Genomic DNA, 24,717 nt, shown 5'->3' with positions numbered 1-24,717 from the left:
GCCCTAAGCCTTCCCCCAATTTCGACCCCGGACGGTCATCTCCGTGTCTCCAGACGTCCCGCCCCCCACGTTTCATACCCCGGGCGGTCGTCGTCTCGCGTATGAGCGACGACGTCCCAGCCATGACCCGGTTCCCCGTTCCAGACGTGGACGACCTCCCCGAGGACCTCCAGACGAGAATCGACGAGGAGACGGAACGAGCGGGCTTTACCCCGAACGTCTTCCTCGCGTACGCGTACAGACCCTCACACTTCCGGGCGTTCTTCCAGTACTACGACGCGCTCGTCGACCACACCGAACTCGAACGCGAGGAGATCGAGATGATAATCGTCGCGGTCAGCGGCGTGAACGACTGTTACTACTGCAACGTCGCCCACGGCGCACTCGTGCGCATCTACGCCGACGACCCCCTGCTGGCCGACCAGCTCGTCGCGAACCACCGTGCGGCCGACCTGAACGACGCCCACCTCGCGATGCTCGATTTCGCGGTGAAGCTCACTGAATCCCCAGCCGAGGTCGGCGAGGACGACTTCGAACGCCTCCGAAACCACGGATTCTCACAGCGGGCCATCTGGGACATCGGGAGTGTCGCGTCCTTCTTCAACCTCTCGAACCGCATGGCCCACCTCGCGGACATGCGACCCAACGCAGAGTTCCACACGCTCGGGCGGTGACCGACCGGCCGAACGGTCGCCACTGAACGTTCTCCCCGTCTGATTCGAACGTGGGAAGCGCGAGGCACCGAATACCACTCGATAGTACTATCGGGTTGGGTCCGTCGACAAAACCGAGCGACACAGACGGTTGCCACCAGTAAACACGATTAAATCATGTGTTTTCTTCTCTCAAACAATGTCGAAAAATGTATGGTGGTGAATACACCAAGCTCTGACATGCGAGACCTGGACGACACCGACCTGAACATCCTCCGGCTCCTCCTCGAAGACGCCAGCAGGACGTACAGCGACATCGCAGAGGTAGTTGGCGTCTCCCCGCCGACCGTTTCCGACCGAATCGAGCGACTGCGTTCGATGGGTATCATCCGACGGTTCACCATCGACATCGACACGGACAAACTCAGCGACGGCGTCGCCGTCCTCGCCGAGGTCGACCTCTGCCCGACCGTGGAAGACGGCGTCCTCGAACGGTTCGCCGACCTCGAAGACGTCGACCACGCCTACCTGACTGCCGACTCGCGTATCGTCCTCAAAGCGAACGTCGCACGCGGCGAGGTCCGTGACCTGCTCGCGGGCGCCGTCGACCTCGAGTTCGTCGAGAGCTACGAGGTCAGCCTCCTCTCTGCGGACAAGTGGCAACCACAGGTCGCCGACCCAGACGTCTCTGACGGCTCCGAACAGCCAATCGTTCGCTGAACCGACCGTTTCGACCAAAACTGTTCTATACACACGGGACACAGTGTCTCCCATGACGACGCGCATCCGCGTCAGCGACATGACCTACCACACGCACGAGGAGATCGTCCAGACCGCCATCGAGATGGCAGATGGTGTCGAGACGGTCGATATCGACAGCGAGGAACGCCTCGCGACCGTCGAGGGCGACGTCTCCGCCGACGAGATCCTCGAGAAGGTCCAGATGGCAGGGTACGACGCCGAGACCGTGGACTAGGCGCCGGCCGACTGGCCTGCGTTCGCCCGCTCGATAGACGATTATTTGTTTCTCTGGCAGGTAGTTCACGGTGATGACAGGCAAGTCTCTCTTCCGTCGTCGCCTGCTTCGCGCCAGTGCCGCTACACTCCCGGTCGCTCTCGCCGGTTGTCTGGGTGACGGTGACGATGGCGGGAACACCGCGACACAGGAGCCCGGGACCGTCGCCGTCGGTCCCGGTGGCAATTTCGTCTTCACCCCCGAGGAGATAACGGTCTCGACCGGCGAGACGGTCACCTGGCAGTGGGAGTCGGACAACCACAACGTCGTGGTCGAGAGCCAGCCAGACGGTGCCGACTGGCCAGGCACTGCGGGCGGGGAGACCAAAGTGTACGACAAGGGCCACACCTACGAGTACACCTTCGAGGTACCCGGGACGTACGAGTACTACTGCTCCCCCCACCGGAACGTAGGGATGGTCGGGACCGTCGTCGTCGAGGAGTAATCAGAGCCGAATCTGGTTCAGGTAGACCATGACGGCGTAGAAGAGGACGCCCAGTGCGAACAGGGTGGCCGGGATGAGAAACGGCCCGAACACCTCGTAGACGTCACCGAGTACCGAGAGCATACTTCGAACGTCGAACGGCCCCTACTTCGGTCTATTCGTCTGCGCCGTCGTCTGCCGCGACCGGTGTGAACTCGCTCACCTCGACCGAGTCCCCGAGGTCGTCGACCACCTCGGCCACCTCCCCCAGCGACCCGGTCTCGTCGTTCGCCTGTGCGAGCGTGACGGTCACGTCGCGCTTCGGGAACGGAATCTCGATGTCAGCGTCGTTCAGTGCGGCGTAGAGGGTGCGGTTGATGTGGTGGCGGGCGCGCTGCTCGCGGTTCGGACTGGCGACCCAGCAGAGCAGTTCGTACTCCAGTGCGGAGTCACCGAACCGCCGGAACCGCATCCGCGGCTTCGGGGAGTCCAGCGTCATGGTCTCGGATTCGGCGATTTCGACGCTGATCTCCTCGAAGGTGTCGAGGTCAGTGCCGTAGGCGACCCCGATGGGGATGCGGATTCGCTTTCGACGCTGCGGCGCGGACTCGTTGATGATGCGTGCCGAGTTGAGGACCGAGTTCGGCACCGTCACCATCACCTCGTCTCGGGTCAAGAGCGTGGTCGAGCGGATACCGACCCGGACGACGGTGCCGGCATCGCCGGTGTCGAGGATGATGTAATCGCCGATCTTGTACGTATCGTCGAAGTACAGGGCGAGGCCACCGAAGAAGTTCGCGACGGTGTCCTTGGCGGCGAAACCGATGGCGATGCCGGCGATACCGGCTGCACCGAGCAGTGGCGTGATGTCTATCTCGAAGATGGCGAGGATGGCACCGGCGGCCCCGACCAGCACCACGAGCGTCCAGACGTTCGAGAACACGGGCGCGAAGTCGTACCGACCACCGTGGTCTTTCACCTCGTCGACGGTCCGGTTGACGATGTTGTTCAGCGCACGTGCCCAGACCAGGACGATGACTGCGAGCGACGGGTTCCCGAAGAACTCGGTCAACTGTTCCTGGAAGGCGACGGAGGTCGACCCGTCGGGCGTCGCAGTCAACACCCACACGCCTGCCAGTGCGGCAGAGATGACCAGCGGCCAGCGAAGTTCGTCGATGACGATGTTGTCTATCTTGCTCTCGGTTCGACTGACGAGCCGCTTCGCCAGCCGGAGGATACCCACTTCGAGCACGACGGCGGCCAGCAGGGAGAGACCGAGAACGAGGATGGTCCGTTCCCAGAGCGGGAACCGACCGAGAAACTCGGTGAGTTCGGCAATCATGGTATCCATATACTCCCTACCCGCTTAAGTATCGACGAGTGTCCCCGGGCCGGAAGGGCGTGTCCACGAAGGCCAGGGTTTCATTTCGCGGGCCACCCTCGTCACACCCGATGTACCGCACCGGCCACTACGGTGTCTCGCTTCTCGCCTACGCCCCCGTCGGCGCGGCGATGCTGCTCGTCGACCGGCCCGTGTTCGCGCTCTTCGGTGGGGCAATCGTGCTCTCGCTCGCAGGCCTCCCAGACTACGACCACGAGGTCCCGTTCATCGAGCACCGGGGCCCCACCCACACCCTGCTGTTCGCGCTGCTCGTCGGGTGTGTCGTGGGTACCATCTGCTACTACGGTGCGCCGAGTCTCGGACTCGACGCACAGCTGCTCGGCGGGTTCGGCCTGGCGATGGGCGCCTTCGGCATCGTCGCACACCTCCTCGGCGACGTGCTCACCCCGGCGGGTGTGCCCCTGCTCTGGCCCCTCTCCTCCCGGCGGTTCTCTGTGACCGTCACCCGTGCGGACGACAGGGTCGCCAACTGGCTGTTGCTCGCGCTCGGCGTGTTCGTCACCGTCGTCACCGCGGTGGTCGTCGGCCGTGTCGCCTGACCGCCCGGACTCTCCTCGCCGATTCGAGTCAGTTTATTTATAACACTGTTTTTCATGCCGTCGGCGACACCTACACGGTATGGACGCCATCGACTACGGCCGCTTCGAGGACGGCCGACACGTCAACTACTACGACCTGGACCACACCGTCCAGCGCGAGGTGCATCGTGTCACACCACGAGCCGACTACGACTGGGCCGACGAGCAACTGCGGTCGTTCGGTCAGGTCGTCGGCGACACCATCGCGGACAACGCCGACCTCGTCGACGACCACGGTCCTATCCTCCACACTTACGACCGCGACGGCGAGGTCAGGAACTTCGTCGAGTACCACCCCAGACAGTTCGAGAACGAGCGCCTCGCCTACGGCGCAGGAATCGTCAGCGATTCGTTCGTGGCGCCACCCGGCCGCGACGACCCGCTCCCCCTGACCCACCACCTCGCCATGGAGTACCTGCTCTCTTACGCCGACCCCGGGTTCACCTGTCCCGTGTCGATGACGGCCGGGACGGCCCTCGTCCTCGACAAGTACGGCGAGAGCGACGTCCTCCAGGAGTACTACGAGCAGCTCGTGACCCGCGACGGCGACGAGAACATCGAGGGCGCGATGTTCCTCACCGAGAAGCAAGGCGGGAGCGACGTGGGCGCGAACGAGACCGTCGCCGAACACGTCGAGGGCGACCGGTACGAACTGACGGGCGAGAAGTGGTTCTGCTCGAACATCGACGCCGAGGGGACCCTGGTCCTCGCGCGGACGCCAGACGCACCCGAGGGGACCAGGGGCCTCTCGCTCTTTCTCGTCCCGCACACCGTCGACGGCGAACTGAACGACCAGCTGTACCGCCGGCTCAAGGACAAACTGGGCACCATCTCGGTCCCCACCGGGGAGGTCGAACTCCGGGGCGCGACCGGGTACCTCGTCGGCGAAGAAGAGCGCGGGTTCACGTACATGACCGACATGCTGAACCTCGAACGGCTCTCGAACGCGGCCGCCTCGGTCGCCATCATGGGCCGGTGCCTGCTGGAGGCGAAGGTCCACGCGGCGACCCGCGAGGCGTTCGGCTCTCCCATCCAGGAGTACCCCCTGATGAAACGGGACCTGGTGGACATGGCGGTCGACCACGAGGCGGCGGTCGCGTACACCTTCGAGGCTGGCCGCGTGCTGAATCAACGCGAACGTGAGGACGACGAGGAGGCGTACCGTCTGATGCGAGTGCTCGTCCCCATCGCGAAGTCACGGACTGCCCGGATGTCGGTCGACACCGCCAGCTATGCCATGGAGATTCTGGGTGGAAACGGCTACGTGAAAGACTTCGTGACCCATCGGCTGCTCCGGGACGCGCAGGTCCTGCCCATCTGGGAGGGCACCTCGAACATCCTCGCACTCGACGTGCTCCGGGCGCTCGACCGCGAGGACGCCCACGAGCCCCTGCTCGAGACCATCCAGGCGAACCTCGACTCGGCCGAGCATCCCGTCCTGGCAGCCACGAAGGAGACGATACAGGACGCCTCCGCCGACCTCGGCTCGGCGATGGCGACCCTCGCAACCGAAGACGGCGAGTACGCCCAGCTCCAGGCCAAGGAGCTCGCGGACTACATCTTCGACGTGTTCACGGGGTCGCTCCTGCTCGCGGAGGCACAGACCGAACTCGACGAGGACGACGACGCGCGGCTCGCACTCGTCGCCATGCGCTTTGTCGACCGACAGCTCGGCGAGCACGACGTCCGGGGTATCACGAGCGGGGACCGGTTCGCCCTGGCGCACTTCGATTCCGTGGTCCGGTACGAGTCGGTCGACCCCGAGGAACTCGTGGAGTCGGCGGCGGCCGACGACTGAAGGGCTCAGGGCAGTTCGCTTTCGACCTCGGACTGGAAGTGAAAGACATCGAGTTAGCCCTCTCGAGCCAAGATTTCAGTACTTCCAGTACCACTTTCACTCTGGCTCGACGTCCCCGGACTCACGGACCCTGACTGGGTCGGCAGCACCGTGATACTGCTCGCACTCCCAGATTCGGTATGGAACGAAACGCGGTCCGCCGCGCCTGGGACCGGGTCGGCGACGCCTACGGCGACTTCCGGAACGCGGATGGCCCCGAAACCGTCCTGTTCACCGAGTTCGCGGAGCCACTCGGGTCGGGCAGTCGCATCCTCGACGTGGGGTGTGGCGACGGCCGCCGGACCGCGGCACACCTCGTCGACGAGTTCGAAGTACTCGGGCTCGATTTCTCGCGGGGACAACTCGACCGCCTCCGCGAGTCGGTCCCGGCTGCGAGGCCGGTGCAGGCCGACATGACGCGACTCCCGCTCGCCGACGACAGCGTCGACGGTATCGTCGCGTACTACTCCGTCTTCCACGTCCCGCGGACCCAGCACCAGACCGTGTACGACGAGTTCGCGAGGGTCTGCCGGCCGGGTGGGCGGCTCATCCTCACGGTCTCCCGGCAGGCCCACGAGGGAACTCGCCGGGGCTGGCTCCGACCAGACGTGGAGATGTTCTGGAGCACGCCGGGCCGGGAAGCGACCATGGCCGAACTCGACGAGGCTGGCTTCGACACGGTCTGGGCCCGCGACGTGGTCGACGGGTTAGGTGAGACCGTCCACGTGGCGCTGTGTGAGCGCCGGGTCGCGGAGTGAACAGTCGGCTACTCGACGCCGATTACGTTCTTGCAGCCAGCGCAGACGTACACGTCGGTCGTCCCGGGGCCGACCTCGTACGTCTCGGGGTCGAGCTGGGGAACGTCTTCGATGGTCTCTACGTCGTCGTGACGCAGGTCGTCGCAGTTCTCACAGACCGGGGGGTCGGTCTCGATTCGCATGTCAGGGAACAGACCCGCAGCGGGTAAAGTCACACCCCGGTCGTGCGACGCTCCTGCACGTCCACGGGACAGTACGGCGACGCCTGCCGAAGATATTTATTCAGCCATTTATTTGTTTGATATATGTACCCCTGGCGACGCGCCCTCCTGGTATCGTGCGTGCTGGTACTCGGTTGTCTCGCAGTCACCGTCGCACCAGCGACGGCGACCACCCCTGCCCAGCCCGACGACTCGAACGTCACCGTCGTCGCCCACTACCCGACAGACGACGGCGACCAGAACGCGACGCTGGTGACCGCGGCGGACGTGGCGGCCGTCGGCGCAGTCGAGGAGCAACATGGGATGTACCGGGTGCCGGTTACCCTCACGGCGGACGCAGGCTCTTCGGTCGCCTCGACCCTCGTCGAGCAGGGGTTCACGTCCGAAGGAGTCTCGAGCTGTCGCTGGCAGACGACCGAGGACGACACCGGTTACTGCCTGCTGACAGTGGTCGACGGCGAGGTGACGTTCGCAGCGTCGCTGGCGCCGGAGCTCGCCTCTGCGATGGAGTCCGGTGACTTCGAGGACGACCCGCAGTTCGTCCTCGCCGCACAGTCGAAGGAGAAAGCCCAGACCATCGCGACGCAACTTCGCGGTGGCGAATCGACCACGAGTGGGTCCGGTGACGAGTCGGCGACGACCACCGACGTGACCTCGACTGCCGACCTGCCCACGACCGCGACCAGTGGCGACGGTGGCTCCGGCGATGCCGACGATGGCGGTGCTGGTGAGGACGCAGCGACCAGTTCCTCAGGGTCGACGCCCGGATTCACCGTCGCCAGTGTCGCCCTCGCCCTCCTGTCGGTCGCACTGCTCACCCGACGCTGACTATCGGGGCGTCTCGCTCCCCCACTTCTCCAGCGCGGTCTGCAGCTCGTCGTGGCCGTCGGCCGCGTACTCCTCCAGGTCGACGTCCTGCATACTCGCCTCCACTGACTGACGAAGTGCTCGCGCCCCGGCTTCGGTCCCGCCGGGATGACCGTGGATGCCGCCACCGGCCTGGATGCAGATATCGGTTCCGAGTGCGTCGATGAGCGAGTCGATGACGCCGGGGTGGAGGCCGCCGGAGGCGACCGGGAGCACGTCGTTCATCCCGTACAGGTCGGACGTGAGCCACGCGTTGATGCCCGGCGTGTCCTCGTTGGCGAGTTTGCCAAGCCCCGCCGTCCCGGTGTGGATGTGGTCGACACCGCAGATCCGGGCGACCTGTGCGATGACGCGCATCGAGACGCCGTGGTGTTCCATGCGGTCGAAGGCGGCGTGCATCGCCCGGTGAGCGTGGATGGCGAGGTCGAGGTCCTCGCAGTGTTCGCGAACGGTCTGGACTGACGCCCAGCCCGCGGTGACCACGTCGACCATCACGAAGCCGCCGCCTTGCTCCTCGACGAACTCAGCCCGACGAATCATCTCGTCGGTCTCGGCGGTGATGTTCACGAGATAGTCCTTCATTTCGCCGGTCTCCTCGGTGAGTTCGCGGGCCTTCGCGAGGGACTGCTCGACGCGCTCCTCGAAGGGGTTGAACTCCTGGTCGGTCAGGTTCTCGTCGTCCTTGAGGAGGTCGACGCCGCCGCGCCAGGCCTGCTCGGCGATGTCGACGTGGGCCTTCGTCGAGAGCCCGACCTTGGGCTTGGGGACGGTCGCGAGGACCGGTCGGTCGCCGGCGTCGAGTTTCTCGGTGGCGACCGAACTCCCGTACTGCGGCCCGCGGAACCCAGAGACGGTCTGCTCGGGCCACTCGCAGTCGGCCAGTCGGATTGAGTCGACCGCCTTCATGCCCATGATGTTCCCGGCGATGCAGGAGAGGATCTGGGGCATCGAGCCCTGCTCGAACAGGTCAGCGGGGTACGCGACCATGATGGTCCCCTCGTCCTCGGCGATGTCGTAGGCCACGGCCGAGAGGTCTGTCAGTTCTGCCTCGTCGACGTGGAGGGCGGCCCACGTCCCGTTCGAGGACTCGCTGGCGACGCGGGAGGCCGCGGCCTCCCACGACATCCCCTCGGCGGGGGCGATAGTGAACTCACACAGCAGGTCGGTGTCGGTCGGGGTGTAGTCGAGGTCGAGGAAGTCGTCGTATTCGATTCCAGTCATGGTGAGTTCGTACTATTTACCCGCAGACTACTTGGTCGTTGCCCAGGCTAGCGATTTTCCCTACTCAGAGCAGTCGGGAGATAGCTGACAGCGAATCGACCACATAATCCGGGTCGTGCTCGCTCCGTTCGACCTGTGCCCGCGTCGTCACACCCGACAGCACCAGCACCGTGGTCATGCCTGCGTTCTCCCCCAGGGCGATGTCGGTGTCGAGACGGTCACCGACGACGAGGCACCGTTCGGGTTCGACGCCGAGTCGGACGAGTGCCGCCTCTCGTGCCGCCGCGTGCGGTTTCCCGAGCACGGCCTCTGGCTCCCGCCCTGCCACGTCCGCCACGGCGTTGATGATGGCCCCAGAGCCGGGGATGAAGTGGTCCGCAGCGGGGACGACCCGGTCCGGGTCAGTGCCGACGAACCCGACCGAGTCGTCCGAGAGCGCCCAGAGTGCAGTCTTCAGGTCGTCGTAGGTGAACTCACGGTCGATAGAGGCGACGACCGTGTCGGCGACGGTGTAGTCGTCGGTGAGTTCGAGGTCCAGGTCGCGCAACTGCTCGCGGAGACCGTCCTCACCGATGACGAAGAACGTCTCGTGGGTGTGGTTTCGCGCGAGGTACTCGGCGGTGACGGTTCCCGAGGTCAGTACCTCAGCCGTGCTCGCTTCGACCCCCGCGTCGGTGAGTCGCTTCGCGTAGGCGGCCGGGAACTTCGTCGGGTTGTTCGAGAAGAAGACCAGCGAGAGGCCCGCGTCGCGTAACGCCTGCACGCCGCCGACCGCTCCCGGAATCGCCCGGGTGCCTCGCAACACCGTCCCGTCCACGTCGAGAATCGCGCCGTCGAACCGTGCCATGGTTCTACTCGGCACCCGACGGTAATGAGTTCAGTCCAGCCGGACCGTCTCGCCGGTGTCTGCGCTCTCGTACAGTCCGTCGATGACGCGCATGTTCGCCGTCGCCTCGGCGGCGTCTGTTCGCGGCTGTGTGCCAGACTCCACACAGTCGGCGAAGTGTTCGACCTGCAGTCGGTACTGGTCGGTCCTGTCGAACGACTCGGTGACTTCGCGGCCGTCGACCGCCCACGAAAGCGTGACTTCCCCGGGGCTAGACGGGTTGAACGCGTCTTCGACCTCGAGCCAGCCGTTCTCGGCTTCGACGCGGTAGCGCTGGACCAACTGGGTGTCGAAGCTACTCGAAATCTGGGCGGTGGCGTCGGGGTAGTCGAGCCTGCCAGTGAGGTGTGTGTCCACGCCGCAGTCGCGGGTGTCGAGTGTCCGCGCCGAAACCGCCTCGGGTTCGCCCAATAACGTCCTGACGGCGCTCACTGCGTAGCAGCCGACGTCCATCAGGCTTCCGCCAGCGAGTTCCGGGTTCAGTCGGATGTCGTCCGGTCGACCCCTGAGCGGGAACTGGAACGTGGCGAAGGCACTCCGAACCTGGTCGAGTTCCCCGGTCACGATTTCGGCCGCCCGTTCCGTCCGCGGGTGGTAGCGATACATGAACGCCTCCATCAGTGTCACCCCGGCGTCCTCGCAGTAGTCCCCGAGGGTACGGGCCTCCGCGGCGTCGACCGCGAGTGGTTTCTCACAGAGGACGTCGTGCCCGGCGTCGGCCGCCTTCCGGACCCACTCGGCGTGGAACGAGTTCGGCAAGGGAACGTACACCGCGTCGACGGCGGCCTCGTCGAGTAGGGCCTGATAGCTCCCGTACGCCGCGGGGATGTCGTTCGCCTGTGCGACCGTTTCGGCGCGGTCGACATCGCGGGACGCGATAGCGACGACCTCGTGCTCGGAGGCCTGGATGGCCGGGACGACCGACTTCAGTCCGATGTTCGCGGTGGAGAGGATTCCGAATCGCATGGTCGTTCGCTCTCATCGGACTCGTAAAGTTCCGATGACAGCCGCAACTGGTTGCTAGAACCCAACAAATTAGGTGGAATAATAGTAAAAATTTAACTGGGTGTGGTACGAGTTTACGTACTAACCCCTCGATGACCAACAGTACGCTGGACACCGGTTCGTCACTCGACATGGACGAGCTCTTCGCAGACCCTGACGCCGAGCCAGCAGGCGAGAGCGAACCGACGACGGAACCCGAGAACCCGACCGAGTCGGACGACATCGAAGACGTGACCGCAGGCGAGTTGTTCCAGCAACTCAGCGCCGACCACGCCGCGACCGTCGACTCCGACGACGGATACGCCGAACTGTCCGACGAAACACCCGAGGAGATAATCGCGAGCGCAGACGAGGCGGTCGAACCGATGGACGAGGTCGACGACGCCATCGCGGCCGACGACGACCTGCTCGACGACCTGTTGCTCTCCGGCCGCACGAAGGCCGACGGGTTCCTCTGGGTCGAGACGGCGGACGACGACGCAGACCCCGAAGACGAAGTCGCATCTCTCTTCGACAGCTCCCCCGAAGAATCCGGACCGGCTCCCGCCGAACCAGCCGCCAGTGACGCTGAGCCAGCCACTAGCGATTCCACACCCGACCACGACTCCGGAACCGAAGCCGGGTCCGTCGACGCGGAACCGGCGGAGCCGACCCACGACGCCGAGTCGGCCCCGACTGACGCCGCCGAACCCGCCGAACCCACTGACGCTGCCGAATCAGACCCGTCACTCGACACCCGCTCCGCGCTCGATGCGACCTTCGACGACCCCCCGGAGGCCGACGACCGCGACGAGGCAGACACCGCCGACGCGAGCAGCGAGGACGACGAGGCCGACGACGACACAGACGACGACGGGAGTTCGGGTGGCCTCGCCAGCAAGATTCGGTCTATCCTCTCGAGTTGAACTGACGACAGCACAGCAGACAGTTCACCCCGACGATACGACCTGTTCGTCGCCGCTTGCGGGCGGCCGAATCAGCCACCGGAACGGCCGATACGCCTAAGGGTGACAGACTGGTGAGATGGCGTATGGTTACTTCCCAGGATCTCATCTCACATCACGTGACTGTTCTGAAGCGGTGTGGGTTATCTGACGAAGAGATCTGTGAGGTCTACGGGGTCAGCGACCCACCCGACGACGTCTCGGTGGCGGCCGTCGTCGAGAGGGGATACGACGAGGAGTTCACGCCGCGGAACCTGTACGACCAGACCCACCGGGTGCTGGCTGCGTCGAGCAGGGGTATCGACGCACCCCGCGAGTATCCGGACCGGGTGGTTCCACAGCAACTCGAGACGGTGTTCGACGCCTACGGCTTCCACGTCCACTTTCTCGACGGTGCCGGGAACCGCATCGACTCCGGGGCCACCCCCACGCAACCGTTCCAGATCGCCCTCGAGGACCCGAACGGCAACGTCCGGACGACGACGTTCACCTATCCCGACACACCCCTCGGGACGAACAACTACCCAGCGCTCATCGCCGCCGTCGAAGACGGACTCCTCGACGGTGTCCCGCTCACGTTCGCGATGCTCTCGAACTGGGCCGACGACCGCTGGCGGTTCGTCCTGTTCGAATCCAGGCGACTCGAGGCACTCGAATCGCACTACGGAGACGGTATCGAGGCCTTCGGCGAGGCGCTCTTGCACGAGCACCGACCCGCCGAGTTCGCCGCCACGATTGCCAACTCTGGGACGACCGGTGGCACCGACGAGCAGGTGACGGCGGCCGAGGCCGGTGGGGCGGCGACAGCAGACGAGAGCAGCGGCGACATCGGGGTCGACGAGTCGACGGAGGGCTGGCTCGGGGACGGGATGGCCGACCTGAGCGACGTCGACCTCGACGGTGAAGACGAGGCGACGGCGGCAGAACCAGAAGCGGCGGACGCTGCCGATGCCGATTCGGCACTCGACTCTATCTTCTCCGAGATGGAAGCCGCTGCCGACCCGAGCGGCGAGACCGGTGTCGAAGTCCAGTCGACCGGCAAGAGCGTCCGGGACCTCCTCTCGGAAACAGGCTCCGCGGCGAGCGAGCGACCCGTGGAATCGGAACCAGAACCCGCGGCCGCGTCCACATCGGACCCAGACACGGCGTCTGAGCCAGCCGGGACGGGCTCGGCCGACATCGACACACAGCCCGGCCCGGTATCTGAGCAGGACCCCGACTCTGCCCCCGAACCAGACCCGGAACCGGCGACGACACCAGAACCGGAGACGGACGAGTCGGAGGCGGAGTCTGGGTTCGTGATGGCCGACCCGGAACCCGTCGAGGACGACCCCGACCTGCAACCCGGGTCGCCAGACTCCGGTGAGCCGGAACCGGCGGCGGAGCCAGTCGAGATGGACTCCCCCGCCGAAGAAGCCCCAGAGCCAGGGTCGTCCGAAGCGTCGGCTATATCGGAGACGGAGTCCACCCCGGAACGGGAGCCGATGCCGGAGCCTGCTTCTGAATCCGAGCCAGAACCGGCTCCCGAATCCACTTCGGAGCCAGAACCCACGACGGCTGTCGAGCCGGAACCAGCACCGGCCGCAGACTCCGCCCCGGCCCAGGAGTCCGAGCCAGAACCGGCCCAGGAGTCCAGTACGGAACCCGAGCCGACGCGAGAGTCCGAGCCCACGCGAGAACCCGAACCGGTCACCTTCGGGAGCGACACCGACGAACCCGAATCGGCGGGAGCGACGAGCAACGATTCGGAACCGGCCGCGGGCGACTCGTCGACGACGGCGTCCGCGGAGTCGTCGGAGTCGAAGGGGCTCGTCGGCAGAATCGTGGGCGCGATAAAGGGCCTCTTCTAGTCGCGAAAGACGATTCGGTCGATTTCGCGTCGGTTCCGCTCGTCGTCGTCGTTCTCGTACTTGTACCGGACGTCGTCTTCTTCGTCGTGGGTGGCGCGGTGCGAGCCGTCACAGAACGGTCGATTCGCGGAGAGCCCACACTGGCAGATGGCGACGTCACCTTTCTCGTCGTGGATGTCCTCGGGCGTGAGCTTGTACGGCCGGTCTTCCGTGTGTGTCACTTCACGAGCCATACCTGCACGGCCGCCGCCGAGGGTGATAGCAGTTGTCCCGCCGCCGCGCTGTTGGTGACTACGAACGGTTAATATCCAGGGGGCGTGATAGGCAACCAATCGATGACCGACCGCGACCGGAGTGACCGACTGTCGGAGTACGTCGAGGTGCTCCGCGGGTTCGGCCTGACCGAGGCCGACATCCGCAGCCGACACGGTCTCGACGACACGCCCGACGGTGGGGACCTCGTCGACCAACTCGACGACGCCCTGGAGGCAGTGACCGAACAGGCGATGTACGACCACACCCACGACGCACTCGCCGATTCGACCCGCGGCATCGACGCCGACCGGGAGACTGAGGACCACGTCGACTCACTCGCCGCGGTGCTGGCAGACGTCGACTGGGACCTGACCGTCGACGGGACGGACCCGCTCGAACTCACCGTGACCGACCCCGCTGGCGAGTCCCGCTTCAGCACGTTCGACTACCCGGACCACCCCCTCGGTCCGACGAACTATCCCGCACTGGTCGACGCCGTCGAGTCACTTCTCGACGGGTTGTCGTTCGTCCTGTTGACGGAGACAGATGGCCGCTGGCGGTTCGTCCTGCTCTCCGAGGAGGACCTGCGGGCGCTCCGGGACCGCTACGGCGAGCGAATCCGCGTCTTCCGCCGACCACTCCTCGCGGCCGACCAGCCAGCCGACTTCGCCGAGGGCCCCGACGGTGACGACGACCGCGAGGGCGAACTCGCCGGGCTGGCCGGCGACGCGTTCGCGGAGTCTTTCGGAACTGGGCCGCGGGTCCACCGGTCCTCGCGCCCGCTGGACGAGGATTCGTCTGGGACGGCCGGCCCCAAGACGGTGGTCGGCGAGAGCGTCGACGACGTGTTCGAGGCCATCGAGGGCGGCGAATCGTCCGATTCCCCAGCGTCCACGAAGCGTGACACTGCAACCACCTCCGGCGGGAGCGACGACAGCGAGGCGGGCACAGCCGACGCAGGTCCCAGCGACCGACTCGTCGGCGGTGGTCCTCGGACCGAGGTTGTGCAGGGGGGTGTCGACGACGTGTTCGACGATGCGGACGAGGAGACCCGGTCCTCGGCAGAGTCCGACGGTCCCGAACTGACCGCCGAGGACGAAACAGGGGTCGCGGATTCGCCGGCGGCCGAAGCGGACGTCGCGGGCGAAAGCGGAGGTCCAGACCCGGACGCGGCCGCACGGGTCGCAGACCTCGCCGCGGCGGCAGCCGAAGTCGGACCGTCGAAGACATCGGACGACGCGGCGTCCGACGACGGAGCGGCAGAAGTCGGTGAGAACGAGGAGGAAGCCACCGACGACGATGCTGTGGAAGCAGACGTGGCCGACGGAGTGTCCGCGGATGCGACCACGGGTGCCGATTCCGTGGAACCGGCGTCGACCCCCGAGAGCGAGCCAGCACCCGGGATGGAGTCGACCCCCGACAGCGAGGAAGCCCCCGAAGACAGCCCGTCCATCTCCGATGTCGACCTCGACATCGGCGACTTCGAGGAACCGGACCTGAGCGACGGCGAGACGAACACCGACGGCCCGCTGGCAGGAAACCTCGGTGGCCCCGCGATGGCTGCTGGGGACGAGGCCGAGACGACACCGGTGAGCAGTAACCCAGACCACGACGAGGCCGACGAATCGAAGCCAGGGCTCGTCGGTCGGTTCACGGCGTGGCTCCGCGGACTGTTCTGAGCGACGGTCGCCCGTCCTCGACTTCCAGTTCTCCGCGAGAAAAATCGAAACGAGAGGTCGCGAGCTTACAGGAAGCTCTCGATGTGGTCCGCGACTTCCTCGGGGGTGTCGCCGACCGGGACGCCCGCGTCGTTGAGGGCGTCGATTTTGGACTGGGCGGTACCCGTCCCGGAGCCGGAGACGATGGCCCCAGCGTGCCCCATGCGCTTGCCCGGCGGGGCGGTGCGGCCCGCGATGAAGCCGGCGACCGGCGTGTCGACGTGTTCGTCGATGTAGGCCGCGGCCTCTTCCTCGTCCTCGCCACCGATCTCACCGCACATGACGATGGCCTCGGTGTCGGGGTCGTTCTCGAACAGTTCGAGCGCGTCGATGAAGTCCGTCCCGATGATGGGGTCGCCGCCGATACCGATGGCGGTGGTCTGGCCGATACCGCGCTCGGTCAGGTTGGAGACGACCTGGTAGGTCAGGGTCCCGGACCGGGAGACGAGACCGACGTTGCCGGCCTCGAAGATGTTGCCCGGGAGGATGCCCAGTTTGGCCTCGCCCGGCGTGATGAGGCCGGGGCAGTTCGGGCCGACGAGACGCGTGTCGACCTCGGAGAGGCGTTTGTTCACCTTCGCCATGTCCTGGGTCGGGATGCCCTCCGTGATGGCGACCGCGAGGTCGATGGGCGCATCGAGCGCCTCGAAGATGGCGTCCGCGGCGAACGCCGGCGGCACGAAGATGACCGAGGTATCGGCGTCGTGCTCCTCGGCGGCCTTGTGGACCGTGTCGTAGACCGGCACGCCGTTGACCTCTTCGCCCCCCTTGCCGGGGACGGCACCGGCGACCACGTTCGTCCCGTAGTCCATCATCTGCTCGGTGTGGAACTTGCCCTCCCCACCGGTGATGCCCTGTACGATAACCCTGCTGTCGTCGTCGACGAGTACACTCATTATTCGTTCACCTCCTCGGCGAACTGGACCGTGCGCTGGACCGCGTCTTCGAGCGTCGCTTCGACGGTCACCAGTTCCTTGTTCAGAATCTCCATGCCTTCCTCGGCGTTCGTGCCCGCGAGGCGGACGACGACCGGCTTCGGAATCTCGTCGAACTGCTCTAAGGCCTCGTTGATACCCTTGGCGACCTCGTCACCGCGGGTGATGCCACCGAAGATGTTGAACACGACGGCGTCGACGTTGTCGTCGGAGAACACCATGTCCAGTGCGTTCGTCACGCGCTCGGCCTTGGCACCCCCACCGATGTCGAGGAAGTTGGCGGGCTTGCCCCCGTAGTAGTCGACGAGGTCGAGCGTCGTCATGACGAGGCCGGCACCGTTCCCGATGATGCCGACGTTCCCGTCGAGACGGACGTAGTCGAAGCCGTACTCGTCGGCCTTGCGCTCGAGTTCGTCGCCGCCCGCTGCGGCTTCCTCTTCCATCTCGGCGAGTTCGGGCTGACGGAACAGCGCGTCCTCGTCGATGTTCATGACGGCGTCGGCCGCGATGACTTCGCGGTCGGACGTTATCATGAGGGGATTTATCTCGGCGTCGGCGCCGTCCTTGTCGTCCCAGAGTGTGTACAGTGTGCGAAGGACCGAGGCCACGTCACGGGCGACGTCGCGCTCGACACCCGCGTCGTAGACGGCCTTGCGGGCCTGGTACGGGTGCATCCCGAAGGAGGGGTCGACGTGCTCGCGAACGATGGCGTCGGGGTCCTCCTCGGCCACCTGTTCGATGTCGACGCCACCTTTCGTCGAGACCATAGCGACCGGCTTGCCCTCGCCGCGGTCCATCGTGACGCCCACGTAGAGTTCGTTGACGAAGTCGACGGCCTCCTCGACCAGGACGCTCTCGACGTGGAAGCCCTTGAGGTCCATCCCCAGGATGGACTCCGCGGCCTCTCGTGCTTCGTCTTCGTCCTCGGCGAGCTTGATGCCGCCCGCCTTTCCTCGACCTCCCACCTGTACCTGCGCCTTGACAGCGACCGGATAGCCGATCTCCTCGGCCGCCGCGACGACGTCCTCGACGCTGTCCGCGAGCGTCGAATCCGGCGTCGGAATTCCGGCGTCGGCGAAGACCTGCTTCGCCTGGTACTCGTGAAGTTTCATGCGTTCGGATACCCTTCCCGGGGCCGCTTAAATCCCGCCGATTCGCTCGTTCACTTGCCGGTAGACCGACGCGAACCGGCGGCCATCGGAATTAAGCCCGGGGCTGCCCTGCTGACGCATGACAGGGTTCCTGTCCGGTGAGACCATCCCAAGTCCGCTCTCTTCGGTGGTGACCGAGCGACTCGCGTACGTGAGTCTACTCGTCCTCGCGACCGCCGTCCTCTCGACGCTCTCGCTCTACGCGAGCGCCGCCGCCCGGCACCGGACGGAGCATCGACGCACGCTGTTGCTGTTCGCAGTCTTGATGGGCAGTTCGGCGTTCTGGGCCGGGGCGTACTCGCTACAGCTCTGGTCGACGACGGTGGACGCGAAGCTGTTCTGGCTCACGCTTGCGAACCTCGGGACCGTCGTCGCCCCGGGGTCCTGGTTCCTGTTCGCACTCTCGTACACCGGGAAAGACCAGTGGCTCGGGCCCAAGACCGCGGCGGCGCTCGCAGTGGAGCCACTGTTCGTCGTGCTGACCATTCCACAGGCGGCGACGGGCCGACTCTACTGGTACGACGTCGGCCTCACGACCGACCCGTTCCCGTTGCTCACCCGGGAACTCGGACCGCTGTTCCATGTGCATGCGGTGTACTCCTACGTCGTCATCCTGGCCGGGGCCGCGGTCCTTCTCCAGTGGTCACGCCGGAAGCAATGGGTGTACCGGGGGCAGGCGGCACTGTTGACCGTCGGGGCTATCTTACCGGTCGTCTCGAACGCCGCCTTCCAGGTCGGTATCGGCCCCGAGAACATCAACCTCACCGCACCCGTGTTCGCGGTCTCCGGGCTCGCGTTCTGGACGGCCATCGCCCGCTACCGGCTGCTGGACGTCGTTCCGGTCGCCCGCGAGGCCGTCGTAGAGAACATGCGCGACGGCTACCTCGTCGTCGACGAACAGGGCCGCATCGTGGATACGAACCCCGCGGCGACACGACTCCTGCGCGATTCGTCCCTGGTCGGTGACCGAATCGACTCGGTCCTCCCGGCGGCGGCCGGGCTCCTCGCGGACCTCCGTGACGGCGGCACCGACGACGGCGACGACAGGACCGAACTCGCCATCGGCGACGACCACGACCGCCGATACGTCGATATGTCGGTCTCGCCACTCGGCACTGAGACCGGGAGTTCGCTGGTGGTGCTGCGCGACATCACCGACCGACGGAGCACCGAACGACGGTTCAGGGCGCTCATCGAGAACTCCTCGGACCTCGTGACCGTCGTGGACGAGAACGGCACCATCGAGTACCAGAGTCCCTCGACCGAACAGCTCCTCGGACACGACCCCGACGCGGTGACGGGAAAGAGCGCGCTCTCGTACGTCCATCCGGACGACCACGAGAAGATAACGGCTGTCTTCCAGGCAGGCCTCACCGAGGACGAACACACCGCCCGGACCGAGTACAGGGTTCGCCACGCCGACGGCGAGTGGCGCATCCACGAAGCGCTCAGTCGTAATCTCCTGACCGACCCCGCGGTCGAAGGGGTCGTCGTCAACTCCCGGGACATCACCGAACGAAAGCGCCGGGAGCGCGAACTCGCGGAGACGAACGAGCGCCTCGACCAGTTCGCGAGCGTCGTCAGCCACGACCTGCGCAACCCGCTCAACGTCGCTCAGGGCTACGTCGAACTCCTCGACGAGTCGGTCGACGGTCAGGCCAGCGAGTACGTCGACGAGGTCGAAGAGAGCCACGACCGGATGAGTCGAATCATCGAAGACGTGCTCGCGCTGGCCCGTGGCGGCACTGACCTCGCGGAGACGGAACCGGTCGCACTCGATCGACTCGCCAGGGAGGCATGGAGCAACGTCGAGACGGGCGAGGCGACGCTTGTCACCAGAACCGACCAGACCGTCGTCGCCGACCGGAGTATGCTCGGGCGGCTATTCGAGAACCTGTTCAGGAACAGTGTGGAACACGGTGCTCCACGAGCCTCCGGCGAAGCCGGAGACAGCGTCGAGTACGGTTCGACGAGCAATCGGGGAGCGCCCGGCGACAGTGTGGAACACGACGGCGACGACGTGACCGTCGTCGTCGACGCGCTCCCGGACAGCGAGGGCTTCGTCGTCGCGGACGACGGCCCCGGTATCGACCCCGACGTCGGCGAGCAGGTGTTCGACCCTGGCGTGACGAGGTCGGCGTCCGGAACCGGCCTCGGCCTGACCATCGTCGAGCGGGTCGTCGACGCACACGGGTGGAAGATACGCCTCGCTCCCAGTGCGGTCAGTGACGGCTCGCGAGACGATGGCGCCGACGAGAGTACAAGGGAGACGGTCGAAGTAGCGCTCTCGGGTGCTCGATTCGAGGTTCTCACAGGAGACTGAGGAGTACGCCGACGAGAGACACCCCGACCACGACGTAAACGAGCAAGAGCAACGCGTTCCGCTTGGGCGCGTTCGCTCGGAAGCCAGCGAGGTGCCGGAGTCGTCTGCGCCCCCCGACACCACGACCCCGCGACAGCGACCCGGGGACCGCCAGCAGCAGGGAGAGTATCGACAGTGCCGAGGGGCGCAGGCGACGGGAGTCGCCGCGCCGTTCAGGCGGACGCTCCATCGACCGTCGTCTCGTCACTCACGCCGCCGGTTCCAGTCCCGGTCGACGGGCCATCAATTACATCGTCGGTCTCGGTCGTCGGTTCGTCGGTGGCCGTGTTGCCGGTGGTACTGGTGTCGTCACCGGTCGACGGTCCATCGTTCCCAGAATCGTCTGCCGGGTCGGTGCCACTGTCGGTCGGTGCACCGTCATCCGTGTTCGGCTCGTTCTCCGTCGCCGTCTCGTTGTCGGAACCGGTGGTCGCACCGTCCTCCACGTCGGACTCCTGGACGGTGGTGGTGTCGTCGCCGTCGGTGGTGTTGTCGGCCCCGGTGGTCGCGTTGTCCCCGGTGGCGGTGTCGTCGCCGACGGTGGTGTTGTCCCCGGTGGCGGTGTCGTCGCCGACGGTGGTGTTGTCCTCGGTGGTAGTGTCGTCGCCGACGGTGGTGTTGTCCTCGGTGATGTTGTCACCAACGGTGGTGTTGTCTTCGATGGTGTCGTCGCCGACGGTGGTGTTGTCGGCCCCGGTGGTGGTGTTGTCCCCGGTGGTGTTGTCCTCGTCCGAGGTCGTGTTCGTGGGACCGCTCCCGGTGAACACCGGACCATCGCTCGACTCGGGGACCGGCGCGACGATGCGAACGGCCCGGGTCGAGAAGTGGTCGATGACGAACGTGACGTACTCGGTCCCCCCGCTCGTGACCAGCTGGTACGGCTGTCCGACGCCGTCTATCTCCAGTGTCGAGGTGGCAAGCGCAGCCGTCTCGATGCCGAGTTCGTCGGCGAGCTTCCCGGCGTCGATGTATATCCGGACGGCGTCCGGAATCGAGCGCGAGAAGCGCAGTTCCAGCACGCCGGTCTCGCTCCGGGTTATCTCGACGAGCACCTGGTCACCGGCGTCGTCGGCGATTCGGATGGTCGACCCACCCCAGTCGCTCCGTTCTTGCCCGTTTTCGACGACGACGTATCCCGTCACGACGCCGGGCTGCTCGTCGGGCTGTGCCGCCGATTCGAAGGTGACGCCTATCTCTTCGACGTCACCGAACGCCGACAGTACCCCGAGCGGGGCCACGGTCGCGGACAGGACCACCGCGAGAGCGATGGCGAGGACCACCGCGGTCCGCCGGTCACTCATCGCCCGCGCCTCGGTCGGTCACCGGACCATCTGCCGACGGGTCGTCGGGTTCGGTTCCAGTTTCGGTGTGTCTCTCTGCGTCGCCGCTGGCCTCGCTTCCCGACTCGACGTCGGTCGCGTCGCCGTCGGGGTCAGCCGCGCTACCCTCGCTCTCGACGTCGTCGACGCCACCGTCGGTCGCCGACGGTTTATTCTCGGGGTCGTCCACCTCGGGGGCGGTATCGTCCGACTCATCGGCTGCCGGGAGCCCTGCCCAGTACTGGGCGAGGACCAGCAACAGCCCGATGGAGGCGACGAACACCATCATCGAGAACGTGATGAGCTGTTGAATCGGGAGCACCCTGGCGTAGATGAACCAGAGGTTCAGCCCGCTGTACAGCGTCAACAGGACCGCGACGCCGAGGGCGACGAGCAAGCTATCACGCGAGAGCGTCAGACCGCCCTCACCGTTTCCGGTCGTGGCGAGAGTGGTCGCGGCGGTCACGGTGGGTGCCACGGTCGCAGTAGCCACTGCGTCGGCAGTGGGTGCGTCTTCGGTGTCGTTCGCGGGAGCGTCGTCGCTATCCCCGCGCCAGACCCTGTACATGCCCCAGACCTCGTTCAGGATGAGGAGGCCGAACGGCAGGAGGACCATCGCGATGAACCCCTCCGGCGAGTTCACGAACGCGATGACGTGGCCGATGAACGGCAGGGTGAGCGTCACCGCTCCGATGAGATTGGACGCAGGCACGAGACGTGAATCCGGGTCCTCGTTGGCGTCGCCTTTCGTCCGGAACGCGAGCTGTCCCTGTTCCGTCTCGGTCACTTCCAGCACCCGGTGCGTGGTCGGTACGTCCTGGCCGGACCGGGTGTAGACGATGACGTCACCGACCGCGACCGTCTCCGGGTTCACCTTCGAGACGACGACCACGTCGCCCGGGCTGATGGCCGGCTCCATGCTCCCTGTCAGTACCACGTACGTCTGGTCCGCGCCCACGACCTGTGGGACGGAGTAGATGACGAAGGGGACGACCATCGCGAGCAGTAGCAGTATCGCGACGACGTTCACCGCTGTCGCTAGCGGCTTCCCCCCTCCCCACCGTCGAGTTTTCGTTGTCTTCTTCGTCATTGTCTGTCTCCCCTCGCCCGGTCCCGCTCTGGGACCGGGTGTACTCTCCCCGAAGGGATGCCCGCCGGCGGAGTCGAACCGCCGCGTCGAGACACGAGGTGTCCCGACGACCACTACGGGTCGTTCGCTCGTCGCGCAGTACCCGCCCTGTCGGCTCAGCTCCCGCCGTTCGCACACCCGTCGAGGGTCGTCCACTGGCCGGTGGCGACCTCGTACCTGATGCCGGTGGTTCCCGGCAGGCACGGACAGTCGTCGAACGCGTCGTCGACGACCTCCTCGACCACGAGTTCACCGAGACCGGTGACGACGGCGCCACTGTCGAGGCATCGGTCTGGCGCGCTGTCACTGGCCATGGCACCGGTGCCGTCCCCACAGGTCTGCCGCGCGATTGCGTTCGGGTACCTGCCGACGACCTGTGCCACGTCGACGTCGGGATTCGTGACCGTCCACCGGACGCCGGTTGGCGCGCCCTCGCTGTCGTACGAGTACGGGCTGATGGACACGTCGCCGACCGCGATATCGTCCCGCGAGCAGAACGCGACCCACTCCAGTTCGCTCCCGTCGATGGTGACCTCACAGAGGGCGTCGCAGTCGACGTCGCAGGTTCCGGTGAACGGGGCCGTCGGGGCCGGGGTGTGGCGAGCCTGCTGGGCGACGAACAGGAGCGAGAGGTCGACCTCGTCGGCGAGGACGACCGGCCCCGTGTATGTCCACTCGAACCCGACGTGGACCAGATCGCCTGGCGCGACCGGGGCGGGTTCCTCGGACGACGGGTCGCCGTCGACGACGATACCCTGTCGGAGGACCGACATCGCCTCGCACAGGCTGACCCCGTCGAGCGCCTCGTCGACCAGCGGGTCGTCGTCTCCCCGGACCCCGTCGCCGTCGAGGTCGTAGAACACGCTCACTTCGAGGTCGCGGAACAGGCCACAGGGGTCGTCCGGACAGTTGCTCCGGACCCACAGCCAGGCGTCGTTGCCCTCAGCCGCGAGGTGGACGCAGGCACTGCCCGAGCCGGTCCGGTTCGTGTCGGTGATACCGTCGAGCCTGACCGAGACGGTCGACCCGTCCAGTGGCTGGCACTGTTCGGCGTCGGGTCGCTGCCAGCACACGGCGAGGTCGACCGACCCGGTCGACTGGCTCCCGAAGAGCGACTCGACGTCGGAGCCGGCCGCCCTGGTCCCCGCGAACCGCGCGGTCCCGATAGCTCCCACGCCCGTGAGAGCGTAGAGGAGCTGGCGACGGCTGACGCTTCGGTCCTCGGTCATCTCGGTCCTCCCCTGCTCGTTACTCCCCCGCGGCCCAGCGGGCAAGCTGTGTCGAACTCGCTGCACCTGGGCCACCCTCTCGAATCACCGATTTCTGTCATGTAATGTCCTCCCCGGACGTGGTGTCTCTGACCTCGGACGCCGACCGCCGGTGTCGAGGCGGACACCCGTCTGTCCCGCTGGAACCTATGCGGCTTGATATATTAGGTATGGTCGCGCTAGCAAACCGTCCCGGTCACCATACCCCGCGGCAACGAACGGTGGTTTCTTCGGGTTCACCCCGAACGGTCGGTTACCCCCGGCGCAGTCTATCGATTCTGTGGTGAACGTTTCAGCGAAGGAGTCGACCGTCTCGTGTCTCGCAGGCGTCACGAGCTGTCGGTCGTCCAGACCGTCACGTTCGCTTACCCGCGAACGAGGCCACGGAAAGCACGGTCGCTCACGAGTCCGACTCGTCGTTGTGGCCCGACACAGTCATATCAAAATTCCCGGCCCGTCGTCGTGCGGGCGAGTCGACAGGCCCACTGTAGCGGACCGAGCCCACTGTACCGGACCGATGGTCGACACACTCACTCAGGACGGGTCGGTCTGCGTCCGACCGCGGAAGCGTTGGGCCGGAAACACCGGCTGAGAGACGGCACGTCGGCCCGGGCCTCGGAACGCGGTGGCTCGAGTCGAAGACCAACGAATAGAAACGACGGGCGAACCCGCCGAGACCCGTGTGAACGGACGAGCAACGCCAACCTCACGACGAACGAGAACAGAGCGGTTCCGTGTTCGTCGACGGTCCGCAGTGCAGGAAACGTGGCCACACCGGGGACCGAGGGTCTGGCGGCGGAGTCGAACCGCCACGGGGCCGCCCCGTCCTCGGCGGACGGGTGCGACACCGCGCACCGGCAGAGACCTGTGTCGTCTTTCTACGCTCGCCTGCCGGGGCTCCCGTACCAGCGATGGTACC

25 protein-coding genes are annotated in these 24,717 nt (G+C 66.1%); 12 read left to right on the top strand and 13 right to left on the bottom strand.

What is annotated here, in order from left to right; translation table 11 throughout:
* The first annotated feature begins 101 nt into the window (after positions 1 to 101).
* The 4 genes from ACSC1R_RS13520 to ACSC1R_RS13505 all read left to right on the top strand — a co-directional run bounded on the left by ACSC1R_RS13520 (position 102) and on the right by ACSC1R_RS13505 (position 2,113).
* Entirely contained in the window at positions 102 to 674 is a 573-nt protein-coding gene (locus ACSC1R_RS13520) for a peroxidase-related enzyme (protein WP_439026259.1), read from the top strand.
* A 219-nt stretch (positions 675 to 893) separates the two neighbouring features.
* Positions 894 to 1,373 (top strand): Lrp/AsnC family transcriptional regulator, encoded by a 480-nt coding sequence (locus tag ACSC1R_RS13515; protein WP_439026258.1) that lies wholly within the window; start codon positions 894 to 896, stop codon positions 1,371 to 1,373.
* Positions 1,374 to 1,425: 52 nt separating this feature from the next.
* Positions 1,426 to 1,629, top strand: coding sequence for a heavy-metal-associated domain-containing protein (locus tag ACSC1R_RS13510; RefSeq protein WP_439026257.1), 204 nt, complete (start codon positions 1,426 to 1,428; stop codon positions 1,627 to 1,629).
* 73 nt (positions 1,630 to 1,702) lie between these two features.
* A complete protein-coding gene (locus ACSC1R_RS13505; protein WP_439026256.1) occupies positions 1,703 to 2,113 on the top strand; it encodes a plastocyanin/azurin family copper-binding protein in 411 nt (136 codons plus the stop codon).
* Here the strand turns inward: ACSC1R_RS13505 and ACSC1R_RS13500 are convergent, their stop codons facing one another.
* Both ACSC1R_RS13500 and ACSC1R_RS13495 read right to left on the bottom strand, forming a co-directional pair.
* Positions 2,114 to 2,236 (bottom strand): hypothetical protein, encoded by a 123-nt coding sequence (locus ACSC1R_RS13500; RefSeq protein WP_439026255.1) that lies wholly within the window; start codon positions 2,234 to 2,236, stop codon positions 2,114 to 2,116.
* A gap of 31 nt (positions 2,237 to 2,267) precedes the next feature.
* Positions 2,268 to 3,434, bottom strand: coding sequence for a mechanosensitive ion channel family protein (locus tag ACSC1R_RS13495; protein WP_439026254.1), 1,167 nt, complete (start codon positions 3,432 to 3,434; stop codon positions 2,268 to 2,270).
* 110 nt (positions 3,435 to 3,544) lie between these two features.
* Between ACSC1R_RS13495 and ACSC1R_RS13490 the strand changes: the two genes are divergently transcribed.
* The 3 genes from ACSC1R_RS13490 to ACSC1R_RS13480 all read left to right on the top strand — a co-directional run bounded on the left by ACSC1R_RS13490 (position 3,545) and on the right by ACSC1R_RS13480 (position 6,667).
* Positions 3,545 to 4,033: a metal-dependent hydrolase gene (locus tag ACSC1R_RS13490; protein ID WP_439026253.1), complete on the top strand. Its 489-nt coding sequence runs from the start codon at positions 3,545 to 3,547 to the stop codon at positions 4,031 to 4,033.
* 79 nt (positions 4,034 to 4,112) lie between these two features.
* Positions 4,113 to 5,870: an acyl-CoA dehydrogenase family protein gene (locus ACSC1R_RS13485; RefSeq protein ID WP_439026252.1), complete on the top strand. Its 1,758-nt coding sequence runs from the start codon at positions 4,113 to 4,115 to the stop codon at positions 5,868 to 5,870.
* A 179-nt stretch (positions 5,871 to 6,049) separates the two neighbouring features.
* Positions 6,050 to 6,667, top strand: coding sequence for a class I SAM-dependent methyltransferase (locus ACSC1R_RS13480; RefSeq protein WP_439026251.1), 618 nt, complete (start codon positions 6,050 to 6,052; stop codon positions 6,665 to 6,667).
* A gap of 8 nt (positions 6,668 to 6,675) precedes the next feature.
* Here ACSC1R_RS13480 and ACSC1R_RS13475 read toward each other — a convergent pair whose 3' ends face one another.
* The gene (locus tag ACSC1R_RS13475; RefSeq protein ID WP_439026250.1) at positions 6,676 to 6,849 is read right to left on the bottom strand and encodes a hypothetical protein; all 174 of its coding nucleotides are present in this window, start codon (positions 6,847 to 6,849) and stop codon (positions 6,676 to 6,678) included.
* A gap of 123 nt (positions 6,850 to 6,972) precedes the next feature.
* On the opposite strand from ACSC1R_RS13475, the gene ACSC1R_RS13470 reads away from it, so the two are divergent.
* Entirely contained in the window at positions 6,973 to 7,716 is a 744-nt protein-coding gene (locus ACSC1R_RS13470; protein WP_439026249.1) for a hypothetical protein, read from the top strand.
* On the opposite strand, the gene rbcL is transcribed toward ACSC1R_RS13470, so the two are convergent.
* The 3 genes from rbcL to ACSC1R_RS13455 form a co-directional block, all read right to left on the bottom strand.
* Complete coding sequence (gene rbcL / locus ACSC1R_RS13465; protein WP_439026248.1) at positions 7,717 to 8,976, bottom strand: type III ribulose-bisphosphate carboxylase; 1,260 nt, start codon at positions 8,974 to 8,976, stop codon at positions 7,717 to 7,719.
* Positions 8,977 to 9,040: 64 nt separating this feature from the next.
* A complete protein-coding gene (locus tag ACSC1R_RS13460; protein WP_439026247.1) occupies positions 9,041 to 9,823 on the bottom strand; it encodes an HAD-IIA family hydrolase in 783 nt (260 codons plus the stop codon).
* Between the two features lie 30 nt (positions 9,824 to 9,853).
* Positions 9,854 to 10,828, bottom strand: a complete 975-nt coding sequence (locus tag ACSC1R_RS13455; RefSeq protein ID WP_439026246.1) for a Gfo/Idh/MocA family protein — start codon at positions 10,826 to 10,828, stop codon at positions 9,854 to 9,856.
* Between the two features lie 131 nt (positions 10,829 to 10,959).
* Here ACSC1R_RS13455 and ACSC1R_RS13450 point away from each other — a divergent pair, with 131 nt between their 5' ends.
* Together ACSC1R_RS13450 and ACSC1R_RS13445 are read left to right on the top strand one after the other, a co-directional pair.
* On the top strand, positions 10,960 to 11,772 hold the full coding sequence (locus ACSC1R_RS13450) for a hypothetical protein (protein WP_439026245.1): 813 nt from the start codon (positions 10,960 to 10,962) through the stop codon (positions 11,770 to 11,772).
* Between the two features lie 158 nt (positions 11,773 to 11,930).
* Complete coding sequence (locus tag ACSC1R_RS13445) at positions 11,931 to 13,661, top strand: hypothetical protein (RefSeq protein ID WP_439026244.1); 1,731 nt, start codon at positions 11,931 to 11,933, stop codon at positions 13,659 to 13,661.
* On the opposite strand, the gene ACSC1R_RS13440 is transcribed toward ACSC1R_RS13445, so the two are convergent.
* The gene (locus tag ACSC1R_RS13440) at positions 13,658 to 13,894 is read right to left on the bottom strand and encodes a CDGSH iron-sulfur domain-containing protein (protein ID WP_439026243.1); all 237 of its coding nucleotides are present in this window, start codon (positions 13,892 to 13,894) and stop codon (positions 13,658 to 13,660) included. The two genes, ACSC1R_RS13445 and ACSC1R_RS13440, sit on opposite strands and share 4 nt — an antisense overlap.
* Positions 13,895 to 13,996: 102 nt before the next feature.
* Between ACSC1R_RS13440 and ACSC1R_RS13435 the strand changes: the two genes are divergently transcribed.
* A complete protein-coding gene (locus tag ACSC1R_RS13435; RefSeq protein WP_439026242.1) occupies positions 13,997 to 15,595 on the top strand; it encodes a hypothetical protein in 1,599 nt (532 codons plus the stop codon).
* A 65-nt stretch (positions 15,596 to 15,660) separates the two neighbouring features.
* Here ACSC1R_RS13435 and sucD read toward each other — a convergent pair whose 3' ends face one another.
* Positions 15,661 to 16,530, bottom strand: coding sequence for a succinate--CoA ligase subunit alpha (gene sucD / locus ACSC1R_RS13430; protein WP_439026241.1), 870 nt, complete (start codon positions 16,528 to 16,530; stop codon positions 15,661 to 15,663).
* Positions 16,530 to 17,681, bottom strand: coding sequence for an ADP-forming succinate--CoA ligase subunit beta (gene sucC / locus ACSC1R_RS13425; protein WP_439026240.1), 1,152 nt, complete (start codon positions 17,679 to 17,681; stop codon positions 16,530 to 16,532). Before sucC ends, sucD begins: the two co-directional genes overlap by 1 nt.
* A gap of 118 nt (positions 17,682 to 17,799) precedes the next feature.
* Between sucC and ACSC1R_RS13420 the strand changes: the two genes are divergently transcribed.
* Positions 17,800 to 20,043 carry a histidine kinase N-terminal 7TM domain-containing protein gene (locus ACSC1R_RS13420; RefSeq protein WP_439026239.1) on the top strand — a complete coding sequence of 748 codons (2,244 nt, stop codon included), beginning with the start codon at positions 17,800 to 17,802 and terminating at the stop codon, positions 20,041 to 20,043.
* On the opposite strand, the gene ACSC1R_RS13415 is transcribed toward ACSC1R_RS13420, so the two are convergent.
* From ACSC1R_RS13415 to ACSC1R_RS13400, 4 genes are all read right to left on the bottom strand, one after another.
* The gene (locus ACSC1R_RS13415; protein ID WP_439026238.1) at positions 20,030 to 20,272 is read right to left on the bottom strand and encodes a hypothetical protein; all 243 of its coding nucleotides are present in this window, start codon (positions 20,270 to 20,272) and stop codon (positions 20,030 to 20,032) included. The genes ACSC1R_RS13420 and ACSC1R_RS13415 overlap by 14 nt on opposite strands.
* Positions 20,256 to 21,383: a hypothetical protein gene (locus ACSC1R_RS13410; RefSeq protein WP_439026237.1), complete on the bottom strand. Its 1,128-nt coding sequence runs from the start codon at positions 21,381 to 21,383 to the stop codon at positions 20,256 to 20,258. The genes ACSC1R_RS13415 and ACSC1R_RS13410 overlap by 17 nt, the downstream gene beginning before the upstream one ends.
* Positions 21,376 to 22,491, bottom strand: coding sequence for a signal peptidase I (locus ACSC1R_RS13405; RefSeq protein ID WP_439026236.1), 1,116 nt, complete (start codon positions 22,489 to 22,491; stop codon positions 21,376 to 21,378). Before ACSC1R_RS13405 ends, ACSC1R_RS13410 begins: the two co-directional genes overlap by 8 nt.
* Before the next feature lie 155 nt (positions 22,492 to 22,646).
* Complete coding sequence (locus tag ACSC1R_RS13400) at positions 22,647 to 23,759, bottom strand: hypothetical protein (RefSeq protein ID WP_439026235.1); 1,113 nt, start codon at positions 23,757 to 23,759, stop codon at positions 22,647 to 22,649.
* Between the last annotated feature and the right edge of the window lie 958 nt (positions 23,760 to 24,717).

Source organism: Haloarchaeobius ordinarius, assembly GCF_051801355.1.
Lineage (GTDB): Archaea > Halobacteriota > Halobacteria > Halobacteriales > Natrialbaceae > Haloarchaeobius.
This window is presented reverse-complemented; position numbering and strand designations above follow the sequence as displayed.

Coding starts and splice junctions, on each gene's coding strand:
- ACSC1R_RS13470 (WP_439026249.1), top strand. CDS start 6,973: ATGTACCCCTGGCGACGCGCCCTCCTGGTATCGTGCGTGCTGGTACTC.
- ACSC1R_RS13505 (WP_439026256.1), top strand. CDS start 1,703: ATGACAGGCAAGTCTCTCTTCCGTCGTCGCCTGCTTCGCGCCAGTGCC.
- ACSC1R_RS13510 (WP_439026257.1), top strand. CDS start 1,426: ATGACGACGCGCATCCGCGTCAGCGACATGACCTACCACACGCACGAG.
- ACSC1R_RS13405 (WP_439026236.1), bottom strand. CDS start 22,491: ATGACGAAGAAGACAACGAAAACTCGACGGTGGGGAGGGGGGAAGCCG.
- ACSC1R_RS13455 (WP_439026246.1), bottom strand. CDS start 10,828: ATGCGATTCGGAATCCTCTCCACCGCGAACATCGGACTGAAGTCGGTC.
- ACSC1R_RS13420 (WP_439026239.1), top strand. CDS start 17,800: ATGACAGGGTTCCTGTCCGGTGAGACCATCCCAAGTCCGCTCTCTTCG.
- ACSC1R_RS13515 (WP_439026258.1), top strand. CDS start 894: ATGCGAGACCTGGACGACACCGACCTGAACATCCTCCGGCTCCTCCTC.
- ACSC1R_RS13400 (WP_439026235.1), bottom strand. CDS start 23,759: ATGACCGAGGACCGAAGCGTCAGCCGTCGCCAGCTCCTCTACGCTCTC.
- ACSC1R_RS13480 (WP_439026251.1), top strand. CDS start 6,050: ATGGAACGAAACGCGGTCCGCCGCGCCTGGGACCGGGTCGGCGACGCC.
- ACSC1R_RS13485 (WP_439026252.1), top strand. CDS start 4,113: ATGGACGCCATCGACTACGGCCGCTTCGAGGACGGCCGACACGTCAAC.
- ACSC1R_RS13435 (WP_439026242.1), top strand. CDS start 13,997: ATGACCGACCGCGACCGGAGTGACCGACTGTCGGAGTACGTCGAGGTG.
- rbcL (WP_439026248.1), bottom strand. CDS start 8,976: ATGACTGGAATCGAATACGACGACTTCCTCGACCTCGACTACACCCCG.
- ACSC1R_RS13460 (WP_439026247.1), bottom strand. CDS start 9,823: ATGGCACGGTTCGACGGCGCGATTCTCGACGTGGACGGGACGGTGTTG.
- ACSC1R_RS13440 (WP_439026243.1), bottom strand. CDS start 13,894: ATGGCTCGTGAAGTGACACACACGGAAGACCGGCCGTACAAGCTCACG.
- ACSC1R_RS13415 (WP_439026238.1), bottom strand. CDS start 20,272: ATGGAGCGTCCGCCTGAACGGCGCGGCGACTCCCGTCGCCTGCGCCCC.
- ACSC1R_RS13500 (WP_439026255.1), bottom strand. CDS start 2,236: ATGCTCTCGGTACTCGGTGACGTCTACGAGGTGTTCGGGCCGTTTCTC.
- sucD (WP_439026241.1), bottom strand. CDS start 16,530: ATGAGTGTACTCGTCGACGACGACAGCAGGGTTATCGTACAGGGCATC.
- ACSC1R_RS13495 (WP_439026254.1), bottom strand. CDS start 3,434: ATGATTGCCGAACTCACCGAGTTTCTCGGTCGGTTCCCGCTCTGGGAA.
- ACSC1R_RS13520 (WP_439026259.1), top strand. CDS start 102: ATGAGCGACGACGTCCCAGCCATGACCCGGTTCCCCGTTCCAGACGTG.
- ACSC1R_RS13450 (WP_439026245.1), top strand. CDS start 10,960: ATGACCAACAGTACGCTGGACACCGGTTCGTCACTCGACATGGACGAG.
- ACSC1R_RS13490 (WP_439026253.1), top strand. CDS start 3,545: ATGTACCGCACCGGCCACTACGGTGTCTCGCTTCTCGCCTACGCCCCC.
- ACSC1R_RS13475 (WP_439026250.1), bottom strand. CDS start 6,849: ATGCGAATCGAGACCGACCCCCCGGTCTGTGAGAACTGCGACGACCTG.
- ACSC1R_RS13410 (WP_439026237.1), bottom strand. CDS start 21,383: ATGAGTGACCGGCGGACCGCGGTGGTCCTCGCCATCGCTCTCGCGGTG.
- sucC (WP_439026240.1), bottom strand. CDS start 17,681: ATGAAACTTCACGAGTACCAGGCGAAGCAGGTCTTCGCCGACGCCGGA.